The organism is Bacillus sp. FMQ74, from assembly GCF_001875785.1.
In the GTDB taxonomy this organism is placed as follows: Bacteria; Bacillota; Bacilli; order Bacillales; family Bacillaceae; genus Bacillus; species Bacillus stercoris.
On sequence record NZ_MOEO01000011.1, the window covers coordinates 64,594 to 87,207 of the forward strand.

Here is a 22,614-nt window from a genome sequence, read left to right on the forward strand (position 1 = left end):
AGTGATAAAATACCATTTTCACTACGAGACCAAATTCCTCTAGTATATCTCATTGAAACCGCACAGCCTCTAACGTATAATATCCCAGAAAACTTCAAAGGAGAGAATATTATACATGGAAAAGCCAGCTGGATTTTGGATTCGGGCAGTTGCCTCTATTATTGATGATTTAATTATCTATTTTTTTGCTTTTATTATGATCCAAATTAACACCTTCATTGTCCTGCCTCTCATTGATGCAGGAAGCTCCTATATGACAGAAGGTCAATATAAATTTTATATCCTGATATTCGGGACGATCCCTGTTATCGCCATCATATATATCTTCGGCATTCTTTATTATAGCTTGCTGACTTCTTCAAAAATGCAAGCAACACTAGGCAAAAAACTCATGGGCATCATCGTTGTCAATCAGTATGGTGAGCGAATTTCATTTTGGCACAGCTTTGGCCGTTTTTTCGCTTACATACCATCAGGAATTTTGTATATCGGTTACATTATGGCGGCTTTCCCCTCTAAACTGGCATTACACGATTATATTTGCGGGACAAAGGTTATCTATAAAAATAAACATCTTGATTGATACCCAAAAACAGGCTGCCGAGATCACCTCGCCAGCCTGTTCTTCTATTTTCCAAAAGCCATCAGCTTCGTATAACTTCCAATATAAAGCGTTCCGTCCTCAGCAAGCTGCGGAGATGACACGACGTTGCTGTCCGTTTGATAGCTCCATAATTCATTGCCGTTTGCGTCCGCCGCATAAACCTTCATATCATCTGACCCGAAATAAACCGTTCCCTTCGCGTCAATCAGCGGCGCCGTTCTGACAGGGCCTTCTGTGTAGAATGACCAGTTCATATCCCCGTTTTTGCTGATGGAAAACAGCTCGCCGCTTCCTGAGCCGATATAGATGTTGCCGTTATGGTCGATCGCAGGCGATGAACTTGAGAACCCGTTCAGCGGGAACGTCCATTTTAAGCTGCCTGTTGACGTATACGCATACAGCTGTCCGTCTTGGTTGCCGGCATAAACGGTGCCATCCTTATCAATCACCGGATATCCTTTAAACGCATTTGACGTCGTTCTGGACCATTTCACCTGTCCGGTTCCGGAATTAATCGCATAAAATACGTTATTGTATGTGCCGACATACACGGTGCCGTTTGAGGCAAGCACCGGCACAGAGCTGACGACACCATTTGTTTTCAACTTCCAGCGTTCTGTCCAAGTTGATTTGGACGTCGGTTTGACCGCGTGAACATAATTATCAAGTGTTGAGAAATACAACGTCCCGTCTGAACCGATCACCGTTTCAGAGCTTGGCCCGCCGCTTAACGGAACCGTTGTTAAAATTTCTCCCGTTTCTTTGTCGATAAAATAAATCTTTTTGTCATAGGATGCCAAATAGATAACGCCGTTGGTCCCAAGTACAGGAGATTGCGTATATGTTTTTCCAAGATTGCCCGTCACCCATTTGACTGAGCCGTCTGGATTAAAGGCTTTCATTTCCCCGTCTCTGGAATGAAGATATACTGTGCCGTCTCCGTCAATCACAGCCCCCGCTCCATTTTGTGGAGTCGTTCTGATGTCGTTTTGCCATTTCAGCGTCCCGTCTGTATTTCCGGCGAACCGGCTTTCGCGTGACCAGTTGAACATGGCAGGCGCCATCGCTTGTACATCATATCTTCCTGTCAAAAAGCCGGATGCTCCATTATTTTGAGAAAACACCGTTTCCGCCGCATAAGCAGCTGTCGGCTGAAGCACTTTGGCAGCGGGCACATCAGAAACAGCGCCGGCCAAAACAGCCGCCGCCACCGCAGCTCCCGCTATCAGAGCTTTCATTCGAAATGACTTAACCATCATTGAGACCCCCATTATATGTATTTTCTAATATGTTACCATCATAACATATTCATCCATTTTATAATTCCACTTCACAAAACCACCACATACTAGAAAACTATGTAAGAGTGTGCGCAGACGTTTTTTCAGCACCCGAACGAAACGCAGCCACAAACCAAATGACGTTGACAGCCGCCGCAGCGAGACTAACCCCGGCCACAAAAATCACCTCGGAAAGCAGGTGGTCACTAAAGAAACTAAACATCAAGCTAAAACCGGCCGAAGACAAATGGATCAGCAGCCCAAAGCCGCAAAGCACCGCCATGACATATCTCATCGCATCTACTCCGAGCATATAAATGAGAAAAGGAATGAAATACAAGACAAGGATCATCCCGACAGATGACCACATGCCAACTGAATTAAACTGATTGGCCGCCGCTCCCGTTCCGGCCAGCGGCGAAAGTGAAGCCGCCACGATCACAGCGCAAAAAAGAAACGCAGAAATGGCCGTCATGATCGCCACGCTATTTTTTCTAGACATCAAACTCCTCCTTAGATAGAAATATTAACCTTTTCATTATAAAAGAGCTAAGTAGAAAATTCATTATTTATTAATAAATTCCATAATACACAAACAAATGCTATGCTTCTTTCTAGTAGATTTATATAGTAAAAAACAAAGGATAAAAGACTCATTTTTCTGGAATATCAGGATTTTATCACCATACCATATTGCATGTACTTGTTTTTCAAAGTATACTGTTCCAGATTAATTCAGAGGAGAGAGAAAAATACATGGAAAAACCAGCAGGGTTTTGGATTCGTTTTTTAGCTTATTTTATTGATGGCATTATTGTATCTGTTCCTAGTTATATTATTCTATTTATTATCAATTCTGTGTTTGTAGCTGGGGCTGTGGCAGCTAACCCTTACATGACCCAAGAGGAGTATATGGTGACATACATGACGATTGCATTTTTGCCTACTATGCTGATCATGATCGTCATCAGTGTGTTATATTACGGACTGCTCACAGCATCTAAAATACAGGGTACACTCGGCAAAAAAATTCTTGGCCTGAAAGTGGTCAATGAACAAGGTGAACGGGTTTCTATCGGACAGGCAATTGGCCGTTACTTTGCCTATATCTTATCTGGAATCATCTTTTATATTGGGTTTATCATGATCGCCTTTGGTGAGAAAAAAGGTCTGCATGACATCATTTGCAAAACACGTGTCGTGTATAAATAATACAAAAAAGTCTAGCGCCAATAGGCGTCTAGACTTTTGTTTTCTTTACAATAGGCTGCCACGACAGATACGTAGCGCTTCTCCACAGCCACTCAAACGGCCCCATCCGAAAGACACGAAGCCAAAGATGGCTGAAGACCATTTGAAAAGCACAAACAGCAATCGTAATGAGCACACCGGCAGCAGGGTACACTTTTCCATACAGGCCCAAGCCGTAATGATAAAAAATCCAAGTACATACAATAGACTGCATCAGATAATTGGTAAATGCCATCCTCCCAACAGCGGAGAATTGCAGCACTGTTCTCACTCTTGTTTTATGATAAAGATAGACAACCGTTGTAACATAGAAAAACATTAGGAAAGGTGCGCCAATCAGCAAACATATTTCTTTATCCGTTACACTGTACAGCACCTGGGCGCCGATGCCGATGACAAGCCCGGCTATCCATAACCTTTTTAATCCTTTCCGATGCTTTTCCGGTTCGTGCAAATACCGTGACTTTGCCGCCGCAGCTCCCAGCAAAAACATGCTGAAATAAGGAATGGATGCAAACAAGAAGTTGAGCGGATTATACGTAAGCATGCCATTCGAAGACATGTAAACAAGTCGATCGTGGATCCGCTGCACTGCAATGTCCCTCAGGCTGCCGCTTCCATAAACATGCATCGCTTGCTTTGCCTGCTGCGTTACCGCTTGTACCCATTCCTGTCCGTATGATTGATCAAAACTTGTCAACATGAACGGAATGGAAAACAGAAGATACAAAGAGACCGCCCATATCAGCAGTGTTTTCGGCTTTGCTTTTCGAAACAAGAGCAGGACAAAACCAAGCAGGGCATATTCTGTTAAAATATCCCCGTCCCATATCAAAAAGGCATGAATCGTTCCAAACAAGAGAAGCGCTGCTAACCTTCTCGCATATAACGGAACAAACCGCCTCCCTTTGTTTACGGCTCTCTCCATCATGACAACCATGCCAAATCCAAATAAAAAGGAAAACAATAAAATACATTTTGTTTGGATGAAGAATTTCAGTATGGCGGCGGCAGCAAAATCAGCTTCAGACCACTTATCTGTGAAAAAATTCTCTTTTCCAAGCATAGACAAATACATATCCGGATAACTGAAATGTGCCAGATTGACAAATAAGATGCCGAAAATCGCCATTCCTCTCAGCACATCAAGCACACCGATCCGCTCATTTGCCAAAGTCGGCTGTAATGAAGACATAACCATCACGCTCCTTTTTTCTGTACCTTAAGGGTATGAAAAAAAGGAGCTCAGAACCATCGATTTAGGTGTCAGGCAGTCATGAAAACCTTACAATCCTGTCATCTTTATGGTTTCATCACCTTTAAATCCAGTGCTTCAATATTCTGCAAAACACGGTCGAAGCGCAGATCCTGAGGCGCACTTGGGAAAATGTGGCCTTCATACGGGTCGCCTAACGTCCGGAAAAACGGTTCAAATAATCCTGGAACCAAGACGCCCACCATCTTTGTATAATGAGAATCCAGTCGATAGGAGTGGACAGTATTTGCAGGGACATGCAGGAAATCTCCCGGGTTCAGCTGAATTTCCTGGCCATCTGCCCACATCGTCATCTGCCCTTCAAGGCAATAAAATGTTTCTGTATGATGTTCATGGTAGTGATCAACGATTCGGTCGCCTTTAGGGCCGTCTGATACTACGACGATAAACTGGCCGTCTGTATTTTTTTGGGCAGCCACAATACGGTGAAGCTGATCTCCCGTCAACAGGCGATCTCCTTCTCCAGATTCAAGAACGTATGGAACAGCTCCATCCGGAAGCTTTGTAAGTTCCGCTAATGTTGCCGAACAAACAGGTTTTTCTTCATTTAGAAATGCAATGTCCGCTACAGCGGCAGCTTCTGCAAATCGCTCGTTTGGCACTTCTTCGCTTGCGAACGGCGGATGTTCAGCGTGATCATACGGATTCCCAATCACGGAATACATGTGGGCTGCGTTTCCTTTCATCGTGTAAGATACCAGTCTTGTTCTGTGGCTCTGCATCCGGTAGCTGTGCGGTGTCCCCGCCGGAATGTTGGCATAATCACCTGATATCAATAAATAGCGTTCTCCATCAAGCGTCAGCTCCAGCTTCCCGTCCAAAACGAGAATTCCTTCATGTGTATTCTTGTGGACGTGAAGCGGAAAGGCATCTCCTTTTCCCCCCGAAAGCAGCACGATCTCAAACAGGTCGCCGGTGCTCCTTCCATTCGCCATCACCGTGGCAACCTGTCTGCCGAACAGATAGTGCTTGCCTTCTCCGCTCCGGAGCAAATAAGGCATTTTTTCTTTAGGCAATGAATGTTTCCATAATGTTTTCATATATCGTTTCCTCCAATTTAGACCAGTCTATATACTATAACTATCTGACTAGACCGTTCTATATAATTGTAGGAGAAAGGATAACAAAATGCTACCCTTTTTTTCTCACCAGCACTGGTATTTGTTCGGCAATGAGAAGAAGGGGCGTTTTGTCTTTATTCGTTAACGAAAGCATAATACCGCCCTCAATCATCGAATTAATCAGCATTCCAAGCTGGTTTGCTTCTTCTTCTGCAAATCCGTTTTCCATTAATTTTCTGGCAAAAACCGCTTCCCAGCTTTGAAACACCTTCATGCAAACCGTCCGCAGCGGTTCACTGATTAACGCTGTCTCACTCGCCAGCAAACCGACTGGAATACCTGTAATGCTTTCTGCGTTGTCGAATTGGCTGGCTGTTTTTTTGATAAAAAGCTGAATCGCTTCTATTGGATCAGAGGACTCATCCATGCTTTGCTGTATCAGATGTTCAATCAATTTCCCTGTATATGTAACCGCTTCAATTGCTAATTCTTCCTTGCCATTCGGAAAAAAGTGATAAAGCGATCCCTTAGGAGCACCGCTTTCTTTCACAATCTGGTTCAAACCTGTCGCGTGATATCCTTGCAGCTGGAACAGACGTGACGCCGTGTGAAGGATTTTTTCACGTGAATCTCCTCTGCTAGTCATTAAAACATTCCCTCCTAGGTATGGTAGAGCGACTTATATAATATAAAAAAGAACCCTGTGATTGTCAAAAGGGGTAAGACCCTCCCGGATGGGGTAAATGTAGAAAAACAGCCTCTAGGAGGGATCTCAATGACAAACGATTATTCAGTCACGAATACAGAACAGCTTGAACAACAGAACCCCGGCATGAAAACGAAGATCAAACTGAAAAAACTCAAGGATCAAGTGATTGTCATTACCGGCGCTTCAAGCGGTATCGGACTTGTCACGGCGAGAATGGCAGCTGAAAAAGGCGCAAAGGTCGTGGCAGCAGCGCGAAATGAAGACGCGCTGAAGGAGCTCACGGATGAACTTAAGGAAAAAGGGCACGACGCCATATGGGTAAAGGCGGATGTCGGAAAAGAAGAGGACGTCAACCGCATCGCAGAAACCGCGATCAGCACATTCGGCCGCTTTGACACATGGGTCAACAATGCGGCCGTCTCGACTTTCGGACATGCCATGGACGTCACCGTCGAAGACATGAAGCGGATGTTTGACACAAACTTCTGGGGACCCGTTTACGGAACAAGAGCGGCTGTCAAACACTACACCGGCAGAGGTGTGCCGGGCGCACTCATTAATGTAGGAAGCCTGTTCGGAGACAGGGGAACGGTCATTCAATCCACATATGCATCTGCCAAATTCGCGCTTCACGGCTGGACGGAAAGCATCCGAATGGAGCTCGAAAAGGAACAGGCGCCCGTCTCGGTCACGCTCATCCACCCGGGCAGAATTGATACACCTTATAACGAGCATGCGCACAGCTACCTTGACAAACAGCCGGCTCATTATCGCTCCATGATCTATCCGCCGGAAGCGGTCGCCGAAGCTATCCTGTTTGCTGCCGAACACCCTAAGCGCGACATGTACATCGGCTCACAGGCCAAAGCCATCGCCATGCTGGGCGCGCTTTTCCCTCGTCTGACCGACAGACTGATGGAAAAAATCATGTATCACAGCCAGCATGCCGAAAGACCGTCCAAACCGCGAGAAGAAAGCGCGCTTTATGATGCGGGCTACGGTATGCATAACAGAGGAACAAATAAAGGATGGATGAGGTCAAGAAGCTACTACACGAAGGCGACGAAGCGCCCGATTGTATCGGCGGCTGTTGTTACCGGACTAGTGGCTTGGGCTGCCGCCAAACGATGCAGATAATCTCTGCCCATAAGAAAAACCCATGCTGTTCCAGCGAACCATGGGTTTTTGCTGTTAATCAATAAAAGCCTTGTTCATACGCCGCAGCAGCTCGCCGAACATCTCTTTTTCCTGTGTTGACCATTCTTGCAGCATCTGTTCATAACGTTCAAGGCGCTTTTGCTGATCGGCTTTTAAAATTTGTTTACCGAGTTTTGTAATGGTAAACAGGCTGACTCTCCCATCAGACGGGTCTGAGAAGCGATAGATGAGCTCCTTTGCCTCTAATGCAGCTGCTTGTCTTGAAAGAGTAGAAATATCAAGCTTAAACGATTCTGCCAATTCCTTAACACGAGCAGGCCCAAACTCATCCAATTGTCTCAGCAATAAGTACGAAGACCTCTCCAATTTCCCTGTTCTTTTCTCTGATTGATCCAGATAAACAGCTCTCCTGATAAATGTCGTCAGCTCATATTCAATTAATTCAACTGGATTTTGATTTTGCAATCGCTCTCGCTCCCTATTCCAATCTCCGGCATTGACAACATCATATATACTTGTATAATACAAATGTACATTAACTGAATAAATACAAGTCGTTATATGACTAAATCAATTATTATACTTGTATAGTACAATCATATAAAAAGAAAGTAAAGCGATTCCTCAGAACCATCCTAGAAGCAAGCACCAGAAAGGAGGAAGCTGTTCTCATTGGAGAGCAGCACTTGATGTGCAAGTCATACGAATTATTTTGCAAGTGTTGATATTATATGTATTTTTTATGATCGGGGAAGCCATTCAGCATCTGTTTCATTTACCCGTGTCAGGAAGCATCGTCGGATTGGTATTGCTGCTGATCTGCCTGGGCCTTCGTATTGTTCCCGTCTCCATCATTGAAGACGGATCAGGGTTTTTATTGTCCTTTCTTCCATTATTGTTCATCCCGGCCATGACAGGAGTGATGAACTATCCGTCACTTATTTCATTCAATGGTCTGATGCTGCTGATTACAGTCGTACTCAGCACCATCGTCACCATTATTGCAGCTGGATTCGCCAGCCAGCTATTAGAGAAAAAAGCAAAAAAACGTGAGGAGAAAGAGAAATGCAGCAAGCATGTATCGCGATCATTATAATTCTTTTAACAGTTGCCGCTTATGTAGCAATGGCCAAACTCTATAAACGATTCCCGCTTCCATTTCTGATCCCTGTTCTGACAACAACCATTTTGATTGTAGCGGTTTTGATGATATTTCATGTTTCCTATGAAGGCTATATGATCGGGGGGAAATGGATCAATTCTTTGCTTGGGCCGGCTGTCGTGGCACTGGCCTATCCGCTTTATAAACAATGGCATATCATTGTCAAACATTGTGTTCCCATTCTAGGCGGCGTCCTGGTCGGATTATGCATGGGAATGATCAGCGGGCTGATCTTCGCAGAAGCATTCGGGATTGATCATGATCTCTTATTATCCATTCTGCCAAAGTCGATCACAACCCCTGTCGCTATTCAGATCGCCGCCGGTCTTGGCGGCGTCCCTTCCATGACAGTCGTATTTGTCATGATTGCGGGCTTTTCAGGCGTCATCCTAGGGCCGCTTTTCTTAAAATGGCTTCGCATACGCAGTTCCCTTGGACAAGGCATTGCATTAGGCAGCGCCTCCCACGCACTAGGCACCTCCAAAGCATTGGAATATGGGGAACTGGCCGTCTCCATGAGTTCCGTCTCCATGACGCTTTGTGCGGTGCTCGGCTCATTCTTCGGCCCGCTCGTCGTCTGGCTGTTTCATATTTAACAAGAAAGACTCCCCCGGAGGAGGGCAGTCTTTTTTTGTGTGTAATCGTGACGCGGAGATAGTAAACTGATCATTAAATATTATGTCAGGAAAAGCAATTGACAGTGTCACTGATAAAATCAAGGATCAATTATCATTTGATAAAGTCCGTGCTCATGTGTCGAGTGCAGTAAATTCCATTGGCTTATAGAATAAGAAACCAAAAGCCGGCAAATTGCCTGCTTTTTTGCTTTCTCCAGACTGACATAGAGCTGTCTTACATAAGATATGTTTATCATTCACAAAATGAGGGTAATTCTTTCGTTGCACGATTAACATAAAGGAGGTTCAAATTGGACCACTTAGACTTGCATCATATTTTCGAACTAGGTTTTTTGCTGATTATGATCGCAGCCGGGATCACTGCGATTGCCAAGAAATGCAGGCAGCCTTATCCCATCGCACTTGTGATTGTCGGAACGATCATTGGACTTGTACATATTCCGCTCTTAGAGCCGCTTAAAGATTTTATTACGGAAGGGGAAGTCTTTAACTTCGTCATCATAACACTGTTCTTGCCGGCTTTATTAGGAGAAGCGGCGCTGAAACTTCCTTTTTCCCACTTGAGAGAAAACAAACGGCCCGTTCTGGCGCTGGCTTTCGGCGGTACACTCATCTCGTTTCTGATCGTTGGCTTTTCTTCCATGTGGCTTATGCATCTGGCCATTCCAGCGGCGTTTGTTTTTGCGGCGCTGATGAGTGCGACTGACCCCGTGAGTGTGCTGTCCATATTCAAAAGTGTCGGCGCGCCGAAAAAGCTTTCGATCGTCGTTGAAGGAGAAAGCCTGTTCAATGACGGGCTGGCGGTTGTATTGTTCAACATTTCCGCTTTTTACTTGATGACTTATCTGGATCTCGGCATCCAAGGCGCCGGTTTAGGCCTGTGGGAGTTTGTCAAAGTGATTTCTCTCGGCCTGATCATCGGAGGCATACTTGGATATGTCTTTTCCCAGCTCACCAAATACTTTGATGATTACCCTTTAGAAATTATTTTCAGTATCATTCTGTTTTACAGCTCATTTCTATTAGCGGAAATGGCAGGTGCCTCCGGGGTAATCGCTGTCGTAGTCGCCGCACTGATTTTCGGCAATTATGGCGCACGAATCGGCATGAGCCCGACGACAAAGCTGAATATCAATAACTTTTGGGACGTCGCCGCCTTGCTTGCGAACTCCCTTGTCTTTCTAATGGTCGGGCTTGAGATTACGAGAATTGACCTCACTGATAAATGGGGTTTGGCCGTTACGGCGATTGTGATTGTGCTCATCGCCCGAAGTGCCGCCGTCTATATCAGTCTGGCCTTTATCAAAAACTTTCCGGCTTCATGGCAGCATACGATTAATTGGGGCGGGCTGAAGGGTTCTCTATCCATCGCACTGGTGCTGAGCCTGCCGAGAGACTTTCCCGGGCGTGAAGACATTCTTGTGTTCGGCTTCAGTGTTGTTTTATTCTCCCTCGTTGTCCAGGGCCTCAGCATCAAACCGCTTCTTGAACGGTTAGGTGTGAACCAAAAAGATGAAGGCAATCAGGAATATGAGGAACTGCTGGCAAAAGGACATCGCTTAGAAACCGCCATCAAAGAAGTCCAGCAAGCCAAACACCATTTGCTTATACACGAAGCTGTCTCCAGCGAACTGACAGACCAATACAAAGAAGAGGTCAGCCGGCTGCATCAACAAACAAATCAATTATTCGAAACATACCCGGAACTCAAAAACAAACAACAAACTATCTTGAAGAAACATTCGTTATACGCCCAATACCAAGCGATTGAAAACCTATCAAAAGAAGATATCATCTCAAACGAAGTGGCTGAGCAAGAGCAATCCCGGATCATTGATGAAATCGTTCGTTTGGAAGACGATCATTAATCCACAAAAAAGCAGACTGTCAGCAGTCTGCTTTTTCCTTTATGATCTAAAAAAATCAATCAGCGGCTGAAAATCCTTAGACAAATCAACGTCATTCGGCTCTGCTTGAAGCAGGCGGTCAATCATACGCTCCAGTTCCTCAACATCATTCTTATCCGTATACTCAATGAAGTTTAAGCTTTCAAGCCAATCCCGGTATGAATGTTTGGCTTTGCCATAGCTATTTCCGAAGACAAGGCAAGGTGTTTTCGTGATAATCGAGAAAATCATCGCGTGAAGGCGGTCGGTAATCACCAATTTACTGGAGCCGATGCGGTCTAGCATCTCCATAAAATGCTTTTCACGATCGGCGTAATCGATGGTGTCGACCGTATCCAGCACCGTATCGGTACGCTCCGTGTAAGTTGTTTTTTCTGCCCACTTCTTCATCTGTGAAATAAAATCTTCGTCAGTCACTTTCTCCTTATCCGCTCTTAAAATAAAGAGAACGCCGTCCCGCTCGAGCTCTCGCGGCACAATATCCAAGGATAACACCATGTCCGGTGTAAAGATCACATTGGAGTTGAAGGTCTCTTTCACCACATCCAGTGTTTGCGTCTCACGCGCGGCAATCGTTAAGTTTGTATTTTGATGGTACGCATCCTGTGTTTTTTTCTTTTCCTTCTGTCCTTCCTCTGTATCCTCAAAATAAACGGATTGTGGCAGAGAAATCGATTTGTAGTCTTTAAACGCCGAGAAGACCTTTCTTCTGTCTTCCTCAATATCGAGATAAAGGTTTCCTAAGTTCCCTCCGCCTGTAAAGCAGACAATATCGTCTTCACGAATGATCTCCTTCACCAGTTCAATGCCCTCATCCGTCGCATAATCCATAATCTCAATGTATTCATAATACGGAAAGTGATTTTTGATAAATTTCTCTTCCGCATACGCAATCGCTTGGTCGCCAATGTTTGTGTAACTAGGGGAACCAAACAAAAATACCTTTCGTTTATCATTTAACAGAGCTTCCGGCTCCACATTTGGCGCAATGCCTTTTACTAGTTTTTTGCCTTTGATTTCTTGTACAGTCATATCTGCGTCCTCCTTCTGGGATGAATTCCTCATTATGTGTTAACTGTCTCTACCCCAAAAGAAGGATGGCTATGCATTGGCATGTGCACCGGCTATATCAAAAACATCGTTTTCGCCAATTTGATAGACGCCGCGATGTCCCGCGCCGTTCTTTCCATATATTCCGCGGCATGTTCAAACGCGTCTTCTAGAGGCACGGCTCCGGGAACGATGCTGAAAAGCGCATCGATGCCGTGCTGGTAGACGGCATCACTGTCCGGTGATATTGATCCCGCAATGCCGATGACGGGCACATCGTATGATTTAGCTGCCTTGGCCACCCCGATCGGCGTTTTTCCGTGAACCGTTTGGCTGTCAATCCGCCCCTCACCGGTAATTACAAGATCAGCATCCTGAACGATATTTTCAAAATCAACCGCTTCAAGAACAATATCAATGCCTCTTTTCAAGTCAGCCTGAAGAAAAGTCAGCAGGCTCCACCCAAGTCCGCCCGCTGCACCGGCGCCCTCTCTTTCTCGTAAGGTTGCTCCGAGCACTTTTTCTGCGATATCAGCGAAATGGCTTAAGTTCTGGTCTAGTACATCCATCATGTCGGACGTCGCGCCTTTTTGCGGCCCGAAAACAGCCGTAGCTCCTTTTGGCCCTGTTAACGGATTGTCCACGTCACAGGCGACTTCCAGTTTGACATTCTGCAACCTGGGATCAAGCCCGCTGATATCTATTGATGCAAGCTGAGATAGCGCGCCGCCCCCTGGGCCGATCTCGCGTCCTGAGTCATCAAGAAGCCTTCCGCCCAATGCCTGGATCATTCCAGCTCCCCCATCGTTCGTAGCGCTTCCGCCGATTCCGATGATCAAACGCTCCGCTCCCGCATCAAGAGCCGCTCCGATTAATTCTCCCGTTCCTTTTGTTGTAGTGACGAGCGGATTTCGTTTATCAACGGGCACCAGATGCAGCCCCGAAGCAGCAGCCATTTCAATCACAGCTGTTCTCCCATCACCCATCATGCCAAAAAACGCTTTTACCGGTTCCCCCAGCGGTCCTGTTACAACCTGCTCTAGGAACCTTCCATTTGTGGCATCAACCAGCGACTGGACGGTTCCCTCCCCGCCGTCCGCCATCGGCAATTTTCTGTAATCAGCACCCGGAAAGACCGATTTGAAACCTCTTTCTATCGCGTCGGCGGCCTCCAGAGCTGATAAACTTTCCTTAAAAGAATCAGGTGCAATGATGATTTTCATCCAAATCGCCTCTTTCAAAACATGATTCACTTAACCTACTGATCTCCAATGTACCACACTCACGCTGGAAATAAATACTATGTAATATGGTAAAAATTTAATTAAAAATTAGAAATGAAAGTGTTTGCATAAAAGAAACATTCACGTTATCATACTTGTATACAAGTATACTCCTTGAGTGAGGAAGGTGAGTGTATGCTAGACTCCAAAGACCTGTTGTATCCCGCAAAATGGCTCTCAAAAGCGTCAACCGGGGTTCGTGTCGCATACGAGCTGAGAATGCGGATCGTTTCAGGCCTGATTGAAAGCGGTACCATTTTATCAGAAAATACCATCGCCGCCGAGTTTTCAGTAAGCCGTTCGCCGGTTCGCGAAGCGCTAAAAATACTTGCATCCGAAAAAATCATCCGCTTAGAACGAATGGGAGCGGTCGTAATTGGTTTAACTGAGAAGGAAATCGCGGAAATTTATGATGTGCGTTTACTATTAGAAACATTTGTCTTTGAACGGCTTGTCAAAATAGACATTGAGCCTTTAGTTAAGGATCTCAGCAAAATTCTCGAAATGATGAAAGTTTCAATCAAGTATGAAGACGCTGACGAATTTTCATTTCAAGATGTGCTGTTCCATGAAACGATTATCAGAGCGATCGATCATTCATACATTCAAATGATCTGGAACAATCTAAAACCTGTCATGGAAAGCTTTATTCTTTTATCCATGCGGGTACGTTTAAAGGAAAAATACGAAGACTTCACAAGGATTTTAGATAACCATGAGCTTTATATTCAAGCCATCAAAACAAAGGATAGGGCGCTGATGATTCAGTCACTTCACCAAAACTTTGATGATGTGCAAGAAAAGGTAGAAGACCTGTGGCTCTCACAACAAATGCTGGCAAAAGGAGCTGAATACAACAATGACTAGTTATATGTTAGGAATCGATATCGGCACGACAAGCACAAAAGCTGTGCTATTCAGTGAAAACGGAGATGTGGTACAGAAAGAAAGCATCGGCTACCCGCTCTATACACCGGACATCTCAACAGCTGAACAAAATCCGGAAGAGATTTTTCAGGCCGTCATCCAAACAACAGCGAGAATTACAAAACAGCATCCCGAAAAACAGATCTCTTTCATTTCGTTCAGCAGCGCCATGCACAGCGTCATTGCAATCGACGAAAATGACAAGCCGCTGACGCCATGCATCACATGGGCCGACAACCGAAGCGAAAGCTGGGCGCATAAGATCAAAGATGAGTTGAACGGACATGAGGTGTACAAACGGACGGGAACACCGATTCATCCGATGTCGCCGTTAAGTAAAATTGCCTGGATCACGAATGAACGGAAAGAAATCGCTTCCAAGGCAAAAAAATATATCGGCATCAAAGAGTACATGTTTAAACAGCTGTTCAATGAGTATGTCATCGATTACTCCTTGGCATCAGCGACAGGCATGATGAACCTGAAAAGCTTGAATTGGGACGAAGAGGCACTGCGAATCGCAGGAATCACACCGGATCACTTATCCAAACTCGTGCCGACAACCGAGATCTTTCAGCATTGCAGCCCTGAAATAGCAATCCAGATGGGAATCGATCCGGAAACGCCTTTTGTTATCGGGGCCAGCGACGGCGTGCTCTCCAACCTCGGCGTCAACGCCATTAAAAAAGGCGAAATCGCCGTCACCATTGGAACAAGCGGTGCCATCCGGACAATTATTGACAAGCCGCAAACCGATGAAAAAGGGAGAATTTTCTGCTACGCCTTGACGGACAAGCATTGGGTGATCGGGGGACCTGTGAACAATGGGGGCATCGTCCTTCGCTGGATCAGAGACGAGTTTGCCTCTTCCGAAATCGAAACAGCGACTCGGCTGGGCATTGATCCATATGACGTGCTGACGAAAATTGCCCAACGCGTCAGACCCGGTTCTGACGGTCTGCTGTTCCACCCATATCTCGCTGGAGAACGTGCTCCGTTGTGGAACCCAGATGTACGCGGCTCCTTTTTTGGCCTGACTATGTCGCATAAGAAAGAGCATATGATACGCGCCGCATTGGAGGGCGTCATTTACAACCTGTACACGGTGTTCCTGGCGTTAACAGAATGCATGGATGGCCCGGTAACCCGCATCCAAGCGACAGGGGGATTTGCAAGGTCGGAGGTTTGGCGCCAAATGATGTCGGACATCTTCGAATCAGAGGTTGTCGTTCCGGAAAGCTACGAAAGCTCATGTCTCGGCGCCTGCATTTTAGGCCTGTATGCAACAGGAAAAATCGATTCTTTCGACGCCGTGTCCGACATGATCGGCAGCACATACAGACATACGCCGATCGAAGACTCAGCCAAAGAGTACAGAACATTAATGCCGATTTTCATCAATCTATCAAGATCATTAGAAAATCAATATACGCAAATTGCAAATTATCAGAGGGGCTTAATCACACACAAATAGTACATGACATGAAGGGGAGGGCATTACCATGCCGTTAATCATCGTTGCACTTGGGATCTTAGCATTACTATTTTTGATTATGGGCTTAAAATTAAACACATTTATTTCCCTGCTGGTCGTATCGTTCGGCGTGGCACTGGCACTCGGGATGCCGTTCGATAAAGTTGTCAGTTCCATCGAAGCAGGAATAGGGGGGACTCTTGGCCACATCGCGCTTATCTTCGGACTCGGTGCGATGCTGGGCAAGCTGATCGCTGATTCAGGAGGCGCACAGCGCATTGCGATGACGCTCGTTAACAAATTCGGTGAGAAAAATATTCAATGGGCTGTTGTCATTGCCTCATTCATTATTGGGATTGCGTTATTTTTTGAAGTAGGACTCGTTCTATTAATTCCGATTGTCTTTGCGATTTCAAGAGAATTGAAGATTTCTATTTTATTTCTCGGAATACCGATGGTCGCAGCACTATCCGTCACGCACGGTTTCCTGCCGCCGCACCCGGGACCTACGGCGATCGCCGGTGAGTATGGCGCAAACATTGGAGAAGTGCTGCTGTACGGCTTTATCGTTGCTGTTCCGACAGTGCTCATCGCAGGACCGTTATTTACAAAGTTCGCAAAAAAAATCGTTCCTGCATCATTTGAGAAAAACGGCAATATTGCATCACTCGGCACACAAAAAACGTTTAACCTTGAAGAAACACCCGGCTTTGGAATCAGTGTCTTTACTGCAATGCTCCCGATTATCATCATGTCGGTCGCGACCATTATCGACCTGCTTCAAGAAACAATCGGGTTTGAAGATAATGGCGTTTTAGCTTTTATCAGATTGATTGGAAACGCGTCGACTGCTATGATTATTTCGTTATTGGTCGCAGTCTATACAATGGGGATCAAACGCAACATTCCAGTCAAAACTGTGATGGACTCTTGTTCAACTGCCATTTCACAAATCGGCATGATGCTTTTAATCATCGGAGGCGGCGGCGCCTTCAAACAAGTGCTGATCAACGGCGGTGTTGGTGATTTCGTAGCAGACTTATTCAAAGGAACGGCATTATCGCCAATCATTCTGGCATGGCTTATCGCGGCGATCCTGCGCATTTCTCTAGGTTCAGCCACTGTTGCCGCTTTAAGCACAACAGGTTTGGTCATACCGTTATTGGGGCATTCTGATGTTAACCTGGCGTTAGTCGTGCTCGCAACAGGCGCCGGAAGTGTCATCGCTTCACACGTCAATGACGCCGGCTTCTGGATGTTCAAGGAATACTTCGGATTAAGCATGAAAGAAACATTTGCCACATGGACATTGCTGGAAACCATTATTTCCGTTGCTGGACTGGGATTCATTTTATTGTTAAGTTTAGTTGTATGAAATTAAGAAGGAGCTGTAACACATGTTGAATACGATTGGTGTCATAGGCTTAGGCGTAATGGGAAGCAACATCGCCTTAAACATGGCAAATAAAGGTGAAAACGTCGCTGTCTATAATTACACCAGAGATTTAACGGACCAGCTTGTCCAAAAGCTGGATGGACAATCGCTCAGCCCGTATTACGAGCTAGAGGACTTTGTTCAATCGTTAGAGAAACCAAGAAAAATCTTTTTGATGGTCACAGCGGGTAAACCCGTAGATTCCGTCATCCAATCATTAAAGCCTTTGCTTGAAGAAGGCGACGTCATCATGGATGGAGGAAACTCCCATTATGAAGACACAGAAAGAAGATATGACGAGCTGAAGGAAAAAGGGATCGGCTACCTGGGAGTCGGCATTTCCGGCGGTGAAGTCGGCGCATTAACAGGGCCTTCCATCATGCCGGGCGGAGATCGCGACGTCTATGAGAAAGCCGCTCCTATCCTGACAAAAATCGCAGCTCAAGTCGGAGATGACCCTTGCTGTGTCTATATCGGACCAAAAGGGGCAGGGCACTTTACAAAAATGGTGCACAACGGCATTGAGTATGCCGACATGCAGCTGATTGCAGAAGCGTATACGTTTCTGAGAGAAACGCTGCGTCTGCCGCTTGATGAAATTGCATCTATTTTTGAAACATGGAATCAAGGTGAGCTGAAAAGCTATTTAATAGAGATTACAGCTGAGATTTTACGCAAAAATGACGAAAAAACAGGGCAGCCTCTGATCGATGTCATTCTTGATAAAACCGGCCAAAAAGGGACCGGAAAATGGACGAGCATGCAGGCGATTGATAACGGCATCCCGTCCACGATCATCACAGAGTCCTTGTTCGCCCGCTACTTGTCATCCTTAAAAGAAGAACGTATGGCAGCTCAAGACGTGTTAGCAGGACCGGAAAGTGAAGAAAAACACTTTGATAAAGACACGTGGATTGAATACGTCAGACAGGCTCTTTACATGGGGAAAGTATGCGCCTACGCACAAGGCTTCGCCCAATACAAAATGTCATCTGAGCTTTACGGCTGGAACCTGCCGCTCAAAGACATTGCCTTGATTTTCCGAGGCGGCTGCATCATCCGCGCTGATTTCCTAAACGTGATCAGCGAAGCATTCAGTGAGCAGCCAAATCTGGCAAACCTGCTGATCGCGCCTTATTTCACAGATAAGCTCCATGCCTATCAAACAGGCCTTCGAAAAGTCGTTTGCGAGGGTATCAGCACCGGAATCTCTTTCCCATGCTTAACTACCGCGCTCTCTTATTACGACGGCTACCGCACAGGGCGTTCCAATGCGAACCTCTTGCAGGCGCAGCGCGATTACTTTGGCGCTCACACGTACGAACGGACTGATATGGACGGCGTTTTCCATACGAATTGGTCTGAATAACCTGTCATCAAAAACACGGTCAGTTTTCAACTGAACCGTGTTTTTTTCTTCTATCCCAAACAACAGAAGACATAAGTTATGTTTTAAATATCATAAACAGTGATACAATAATAGCTAGAAACAATCCCCAAGATCATCATGTGACAGCAGCTTGCTGTTCCGTTCTATTCTGCTTTTGGCCATTGTCCTTTGCCCTTGCCCATGGTGTCATAAAATGTTCAAATGCCAAAACGGCCTGTCATTCTGATTTACAAAAGTCCCTGAAAACCTTGTCTAATTGAGAATCAGCCTCTCATCTGTTATAAAAGAAATGCATAAATCCTACCTGTCACACCTTTAGTAAGATGAAAAAAAGTAGGTTATGGCTTGACAAAAAATATATATTAATTAATAATTCATATATAATTAGAATTATTATTGAAAGCGAATATGCTTTCTAATACATTTTTAGGAGGAATATACATTATGTCTTTAATCGGTAAAGAAGTACTTCCATTCGAAGCAAAAGCATTCAAAAACGGTGAATTCATCGATGTAACAAACGAAGATTTGAAAGGCCAATGGAGCGTATTCTGCTTCTACCCAGCAGATTTCTCTTTCGTATGCCCAACTGAGCTAGAAGATCTTCAAAACCAATACGCTGCACTTAAAGAATTAGGTGTTGAAGTATACTCTATCTCTACAGATACTCACTTCGTACACAAAGGCTGGCATGACAGCTCTGAAAAAATCGGCAAAATCACTTACGCAATGATCGGTGACCCATCTCAAACGATCTCTCGCAACTTCGATGTTCTTGACGAAGAAACTGGTCTTGCTGACCGCGGTACATTCATCATCGATCCAGATGGCGTCATCCAAACTGTAGAAATCAATGCAGGCGGTATCGGCCGTGACGCAAGCAACCTTATCAGCAAAGTAAAAGCAGCACAATACGTTCGTCAAAACCCAGGTGAAGTTTGCCCGGCTAAATGGGAAGAAGGCGGCGAAACTCTTACACCTAGCCTTGATCTAGTAGGTAAAATCTAAGGAGTGCATTCCATTGGTACTTGATGCAAATATCAAAGCACAATTAAATCAATACATGCAGCTAATTGAGAATGATATTGTTCTCAAAGTTAGCGCAGGCGAAGATGACACTTCTAAGGACATGCTGGCTCTCGTTGATGAGCTGGCTTCCATGTCATCAAAAATTTCAGTTGAAAAAGCTGAATTAAACAGAACGCCAAGCTTCAGTGTCAATCGTGTCGGAGAAGACACTGGCGTTACATTCGCCGGTATCCCTCTGGGCCACGAATTCACATCATTAGTCTTGGCATTGCTCCAAGTGAGCGGCAGACCGCCTAAGGTAGACCAAAAAGTCATTGATCAGGTGAAAAAGATCAGCGGTGAATACCACTTTGAATCTTATATCAGCCTGACATGCCACAACTGTCCTGACGTTGTACAAGCTTTAAACATGATGAGCGTGCTGAACCCGAACATTACGCACACGATGATCGACGGTGCAGCATACAAATCAGAAGTTGAAAGCAAAAACATCATGGCAGTGCCGACCGTTTACCTGAATGGCGAATCCTTCGGAAGCGGCCGTATGACGCTTGAAGAAATTCTTGCGAAATTGGGCAGCGGCGCAGATGCATCTGAGTTTGCTGACAAAGAGCCGTTTGACGTTCTTGTTGTCGGAGGCGGACCTGCTGGTGCAAGTGCAGCGATCTACACTGCACGTAAAGGCATCCGCACTGGGGTTGTCGCTGAACGCTTCGGCGGACAGGTTCTTGACACTATGAGCATCGAAAACTTCATCAGCGTCAAAGCAACGGAAGGACCGAAGCTTGCTGCAAGTCTTGAAGAGCATGTGAAGGAATATGATATTGATGTCATGAACCTTCAGCGTGCGAAACGCCTTGAGAAGAAAGATCTGTTCGAACTTGAACTCGAAAACGGCGCTGTCCTGAAAAGTAAAACAGTAATCCTTTCAACAGGTGCACGCTGGCGCAATGTCAACGTACCTGGTGAACAAGAGTTCAAAAACAAAGGTGTCGCATACTGCCCGCACTGTGATGGGCCATTGTTTGAAGGCAAAGACGTAGCGGTTATCGGCGGCGGAAACTCTGGAATCGAAGCAGCGATTGACCTTGCAGGTATTGTCAATCACGTTACTGTGCTAGAGTTCGCGCCAGAACTGAAAGCAGACGAAGTCCTGCAAAAACGTCTCTACAGCCTGCCAAACGTCACTGTCGTGAAAAATGCACAAACAAAAGAAATCACAGGCGATCAGAGCGTTAACGGCATCACATACGTAGACCGCGAAACAGGCGAAGAAAAACACGTTGAACTCCAAGGTGTATTCGTCCAAATCGGTCTCGTGCCAAACACAGAATGGTTAGACGGAACGGTTGAACGGAACCGCATCGGCGAAATCATCGTCGACAAACACGGTGCGACAAGCGTTCCAGGCTTATTTGCTGCCGGCGACTGCACAGACAGCGCGTACAACCAAATCATTATTTCGATGGGATCAGGTGCAACTGCCGCTCTCGGCGCGTTTGATTACCTTATTCGTAACTAATACAAGAAAGCCGCAATATTGCCAGATTGGCAGCATTGCGGCTTTCTTTTTTATTAGAAAAATATTTCTTATTTCCCTTATAATATACAAGGCACGTCAATTTATCTTAAAATGAAATGCCAAATGTGAATCTAAAAAAAGCCTTTACATATATATTGTTTTAAGTTATTCTTAAAGCAATATATATGTTACTTTGATAGACAAAAGGATATTATATAAAAAGGAGATAATGGTTTGCTCCCCACAAACCATTATCTAACCTGCTCTAAATTACTTAAATAGTTTTTCAAGACCATAAATTGCACCACCAGTTGCAGCGCCGCCTCCAATTATTTTTAAAGCTCCTTTTACAATAGCACCCATTTTCTCACCTTCTTTCTTAAAATCTATTTAAAATTATCCGAAAATTTTCTTAAGCCCAGCGTATGTAGCGCCTCCGGCTGCTCCACCAACAAATGCCTTTCCCAAAAATTTTGCAACTGCTCCCATACTTTTCACCTCTTTTCTAAAATCAATAATGTTTACTTCCCAACAATTCTACTGCCAGCTTCCCAGCCTAGCCAGTTAGCAGCTACTCCACCAATGACTTTTAAGCCACCTCTTACAATAGCACCCATTTTCTCACCTTCTTTCTAAATCATTTGAATTATAAGGATAAATAATGTTAATATTATCCGCATGAAGAGATTAATATAATTTTAGGAAATAGTCAATACTTTTATCCTAAAAATTGAAAGGAGTTATTTAATTTGAAAAAAGAAAAATCTTTTACTAACTCAACTATTTTCTTTTTAATAATTTGTATTTTAGGTGGTATGCTTTTTCTTTTAACAAAATAAGTTTATTTATGTTTAGTATTTAAATCTATAATTCCTCTATATAAGCATATAGGGGAATTGTTTTTGCTATTCTAAATCCAAGTACCTATTGTCTAGGTAAATATCAATTGATTCTTTGGTAAATATATGTATAATTGATTATGATTAATCAATTAAATTCCCAAAAGGAGTCAATTACGTGGAAAACAAAAGTAGTTTAGGTACTCTTTGGAAAAAAACATCCCCTCCAAAAACACCTTTAGTTATAGGTATATTATTAAGTCTTATTAATACAGCTTGTTCTTAATTATTCCGTTATTAATTAAAGAACAGATCGAAGTGTTAACTAGTGGATTTTCTGCTAGTTTGTTGACCATAATAATCATTTTGTTCTTACTAGAGTTAACTTCAATGTCTATTTCTCTTTATCTTTTAGCTTTTGTAGGACAAAAAATTGTTGCAAGACTTAGAGAGAAAATTTGGGGTAAATTATTAAAACTTGATGTTGACTTTTACAATAGAAATCAAACAGGAGAAATAATAAGCCGTGTAACTAATGATACTTCGGTGACAATGAATCTTTTATCAACGGATATTGCAGATTTATTTTCTGGGATATTATCAATAATCGGATCATTAG

Annotated in this window: 24 protein-coding genes; 13 read left to right on the forward strand and 11 right to left on the reverse strand. The window is 44.5% G+C overall.

Annotated features, from left to right (window positions below; all coding sequences use genetic code 11):
• The first annotated feature begins 115 nt into the window (after positions 1–115).
• Positions 116–583 (forward strand): RDD family protein, encoded by a 468-nt coding sequence (locus BLL41_RS18235; protein WP_071578931.1) that lies wholly within the window; start codon positions 116–118, stop codon positions 581–583.
• Between the two features lie 44 nt (positions 584–627).
• On the opposite strand, the gene BLL41_RS18240 is transcribed toward BLL41_RS18235, so the two are convergent.
• Positions 628–1,860 carry an outer membrane protein assembly factor BamB family protein gene (locus BLL41_RS18240; protein ID WP_071578932.1) on the reverse strand — a complete coding sequence of 411 codons (1,233 nt, stop codon included), beginning with the start codon at positions 1,858–1,860 and terminating at the stop codon, positions 628–630.
• 100 nt (positions 1,861–1,960) lie between these two features.
• Positions 1,961–2,386, reverse strand: coding sequence for a DUF5391 family protein (locus BLL41_RS18245; protein WP_071578933.1), 426 nt, complete (start codon positions 2,384–2,386; stop codon positions 1,961–1,963).
• Positions 2,387–2,640: 254 nt separating this feature from the next.
• Between BLL41_RS18245 and BLL41_RS18250 the strand changes: the two genes are divergently transcribed.
• Positions 2,641–3,096, forward strand: a complete 456-nt coding sequence (locus BLL41_RS18250) for an RDD family protein (protein ID WP_071578934.1) — start codon at positions 2,641–2,643, stop codon at positions 3,094–3,096.
• A 28-nt stretch (positions 3,097–3,124) separates the two neighbouring features.
• On the opposite strand, the gene BLL41_RS18255 is transcribed toward BLL41_RS18250, so the two are convergent.
• From BLL41_RS18255 to yxaF, 3 genes are all read right to left on the reverse strand, one after another.
• Entirely contained in the window at positions 3,125–4,330 is a 1,206-nt protein-coding gene (locus BLL41_RS18255) for a DUF418 domain-containing protein (RefSeq protein WP_071578935.1), read from the reverse strand.
• A 107-nt stretch (positions 4,331–4,437) separates the two neighbouring features.
• Complete coding sequence (locus BLL41_RS18260; protein WP_071578936.1) at positions 4,438–5,451, reverse strand: quercetin 2,3-dioxygenase; 1,014 nt, start codon at positions 5,449–5,451, stop codon at positions 4,438–4,440.
• 91 nt (positions 5,452–5,542) lie between these two features.
• Positions 5,543–6,118, reverse strand: a complete 576-nt coding sequence (yxaF, locus tag BLL41_RS18265; protein ID WP_071578937.1) for a transcriptional regulator YxaF — start codon at positions 6,116–6,118, stop codon at positions 5,543–5,545.
• A 129-nt stretch (positions 6,119–6,247) separates the two neighbouring features.
• Here yxaF and BLL41_RS18270 point away from each other — a divergent pair, with 129 nt between their 5' ends.
• Positions 6,248–7,318 carry an SDR family oxidoreductase gene (locus BLL41_RS18270; RefSeq protein WP_071578938.1) on the forward strand — a complete coding sequence of 357 codons (1,071 nt, stop codon included), beginning with the start codon at positions 6,248–6,250 and terminating at the stop codon, positions 7,316–7,318.
• A 54-nt stretch (positions 7,319–7,372) separates the two neighbouring features.
• On the opposite strand, the gene BLL41_RS18275 is transcribed toward BLL41_RS18270, so the two are convergent.
• A complete protein-coding gene (locus BLL41_RS18275) occupies positions 7,373–7,804 on the reverse strand; it encodes a MarR family winged helix-turn-helix transcriptional regulator (RefSeq protein WP_071578939.1) in 432 nt (143 codons plus the stop codon).
• Between the two features lie 226 nt (positions 7,805–8,030).
• Here BLL41_RS18275 and BLL41_RS18280 point away from each other — a divergent pair, with 226 nt between their 5' ends.
• The 3 genes from BLL41_RS18280 (at position 8,031) to BLL41_RS18290 (ending at position 11,007) form a co-directional block, all read left to right on the forward strand.
• Positions 8,031–8,435 carry a CidA/LrgA family holin-like protein gene (locus BLL41_RS18280; protein WP_071578940.1) on the forward strand — a complete coding sequence of 135 codons (405 nt, stop codon included), beginning with the start codon at positions 8,031–8,033 and terminating at the stop codon, positions 8,433–8,435.
• Positions 8,405–9,097 (forward strand): LrgB family protein, encoded by a 693-nt coding sequence (locus tag BLL41_RS18285; protein ID WP_071578941.1) that lies wholly within the window; start codon positions 8,405–8,407, stop codon positions 9,095–9,097. Before BLL41_RS18280 ends, BLL41_RS18285 begins: the two co-directional genes overlap by 31 nt.
• A 332-nt stretch (positions 9,098–9,429) precedes the next feature.
• Positions 9,430–11,007 carry a Na+/H+ antiporter gene (locus tag BLL41_RS18290; protein ID WP_071578942.1) on the forward strand — a complete coding sequence of 526 codons (1,578 nt, stop codon included), beginning with the start codon at positions 9,430–9,432 and terminating at the stop codon, positions 11,005–11,007.
• A gap of 39 nt (positions 11,008–11,046) precedes the next feature.
• On the opposite strand, the gene BLL41_RS18295 is transcribed toward BLL41_RS18290, so the two are convergent.
• Together BLL41_RS18295 and BLL41_RS18300 are read right to left on the reverse strand one after the other, a co-directional pair.
• The gene (locus BLL41_RS18295; RefSeq protein ID WP_071578943.1) at positions 11,047–12,078 is read right to left on the reverse strand and encodes a polysaccharide pyruvyl transferase family protein; all 1,032 of its coding nucleotides are present in this window, start codon (positions 12,076–12,078) and stop codon (positions 11,047–11,049) included.
• Positions 12,079–12,170: 92 nt separating this feature from the next.
• Positions 12,171–13,319 carry a glycerate kinase gene (locus tag BLL41_RS18300; RefSeq protein ID WP_071578944.1) on the reverse strand — a complete coding sequence of 383 codons (1,149 nt, stop codon included), beginning with the start codon at positions 13,317–13,319 and terminating at the stop codon, positions 12,171–12,173.
• 195 nt (positions 13,320–13,514) lie between these two features.
• Here BLL41_RS18300 and gntR point away from each other — a divergent pair, with 195 nt between their 5' ends.
• From gntR to ahpF, 6 genes are all read left to right on the forward strand, one after another.
• A complete protein-coding gene (gene gntR / locus BLL41_RS18305) occupies positions 13,515–14,246 on the forward strand; it encodes a gluconate operon transcriptional repressor GntR (protein WP_071578945.1) in 732 nt (243 codons plus the stop codon).
• Positions 14,239–15,780 (forward strand): gluconokinase, encoded by a 1,542-nt coding sequence (gene gntK / locus BLL41_RS18310; protein WP_071578946.1) that lies wholly within the window; start codon positions 14,239–14,241, stop codon positions 15,778–15,780. Before gntR ends, gntK begins: the two co-directional genes overlap by 8 nt.
• A gap of 28 nt (positions 15,781–15,808) precedes the next feature.
• On the forward strand, positions 15,809–17,155 hold the full coding sequence (gene gntP, locus BLL41_RS18315) for a gluconate permease GntP (protein WP_071578947.1): 1,347 nt from the start codon (positions 15,809–15,811) through the stop codon (positions 17,153–17,155).
• A 22-nt stretch (positions 17,156–17,177) separates the two neighbouring features.
• A complete protein-coding gene (gnd, locus tag BLL41_RS18320) occupies positions 17,178–18,584 on the forward strand; it encodes a decarboxylating NADP(+)-dependent phosphogluconate dehydrogenase (RefSeq protein WP_071578948.1) in 1,407 nt (468 codons plus the stop codon).
• Positions 18,585–19,049: 465 nt separating this feature from the next.
• Positions 19,050–19,613: an alkyl hydroperoxide reductase subunit C gene (gene ahpC, locus BLL41_RS18325; RefSeq protein ID WP_071578949.1), complete on the forward strand. Its 564-nt coding sequence runs from the start codon at positions 19,050–19,052 to the stop codon at positions 19,611–19,613.
• A 13-nt stretch (positions 19,614–19,626) separates the two neighbouring features.
• A complete protein-coding gene (gene ahpF, locus BLL41_RS18330) occupies positions 19,627–21,156 on the forward strand; it encodes an alkyl hydroperoxide reductase subunit F (RefSeq protein ID WP_071578950.1) in 1,530 nt (509 codons plus the stop codon).
• 270 nt (positions 21,157–21,426) lie between these two features.
• Here the strand turns inward: ahpF and BLL41_RS22910 are convergent, their stop codons facing one another.
• From BLL41_RS22910 to BLL41_RS23355, 3 genes are read right to left on the reverse strand one after another with little or no spacing between them, the layout of a single operon-like run.
• Positions 21,427–21,519 (reverse strand): GatB family leaderless bacteriocin, encoded by a 93-nt coding sequence (locus tag BLL41_RS22910; RefSeq protein ID WP_198530919.1) that lies wholly within the window; start codon positions 21,517–21,519, stop codon positions 21,427–21,429.
• Between the two features lie 33 nt (positions 21,520–21,552).
• Positions 21,553–21,645 (reverse strand): GatB family leaderless bacteriocin, encoded by a 93-nt coding sequence (locus BLL41_RS22915; RefSeq protein WP_198530920.1) that lies wholly within the window; start codon positions 21,643–21,645, stop codon positions 21,553–21,555.
• 32 nt (positions 21,646–21,677) lie between these two features.
• Positions 21,678–21,773, reverse strand: a complete 96-nt coding sequence (locus tag BLL41_RS23355; protein ID WP_198530921.1) for a GatA family leaderless bacteriocin — start codon at positions 21,771–21,773, stop codon at positions 21,678–21,680.
• Between the two features lie 540 nt (positions 21,774–22,313).
• On the opposite strand from BLL41_RS23355, the gene BLL41_RS18335 reads away from it, so the two are divergent.
• Positions 22,314–22,614 (forward strand): ABC transporter transmembrane domain-containing protein (locus BLL41_RS18335; RefSeq protein ID WP_256252462.1); only part of this gene is annotated, 301 nt, incomplete at its 3' end.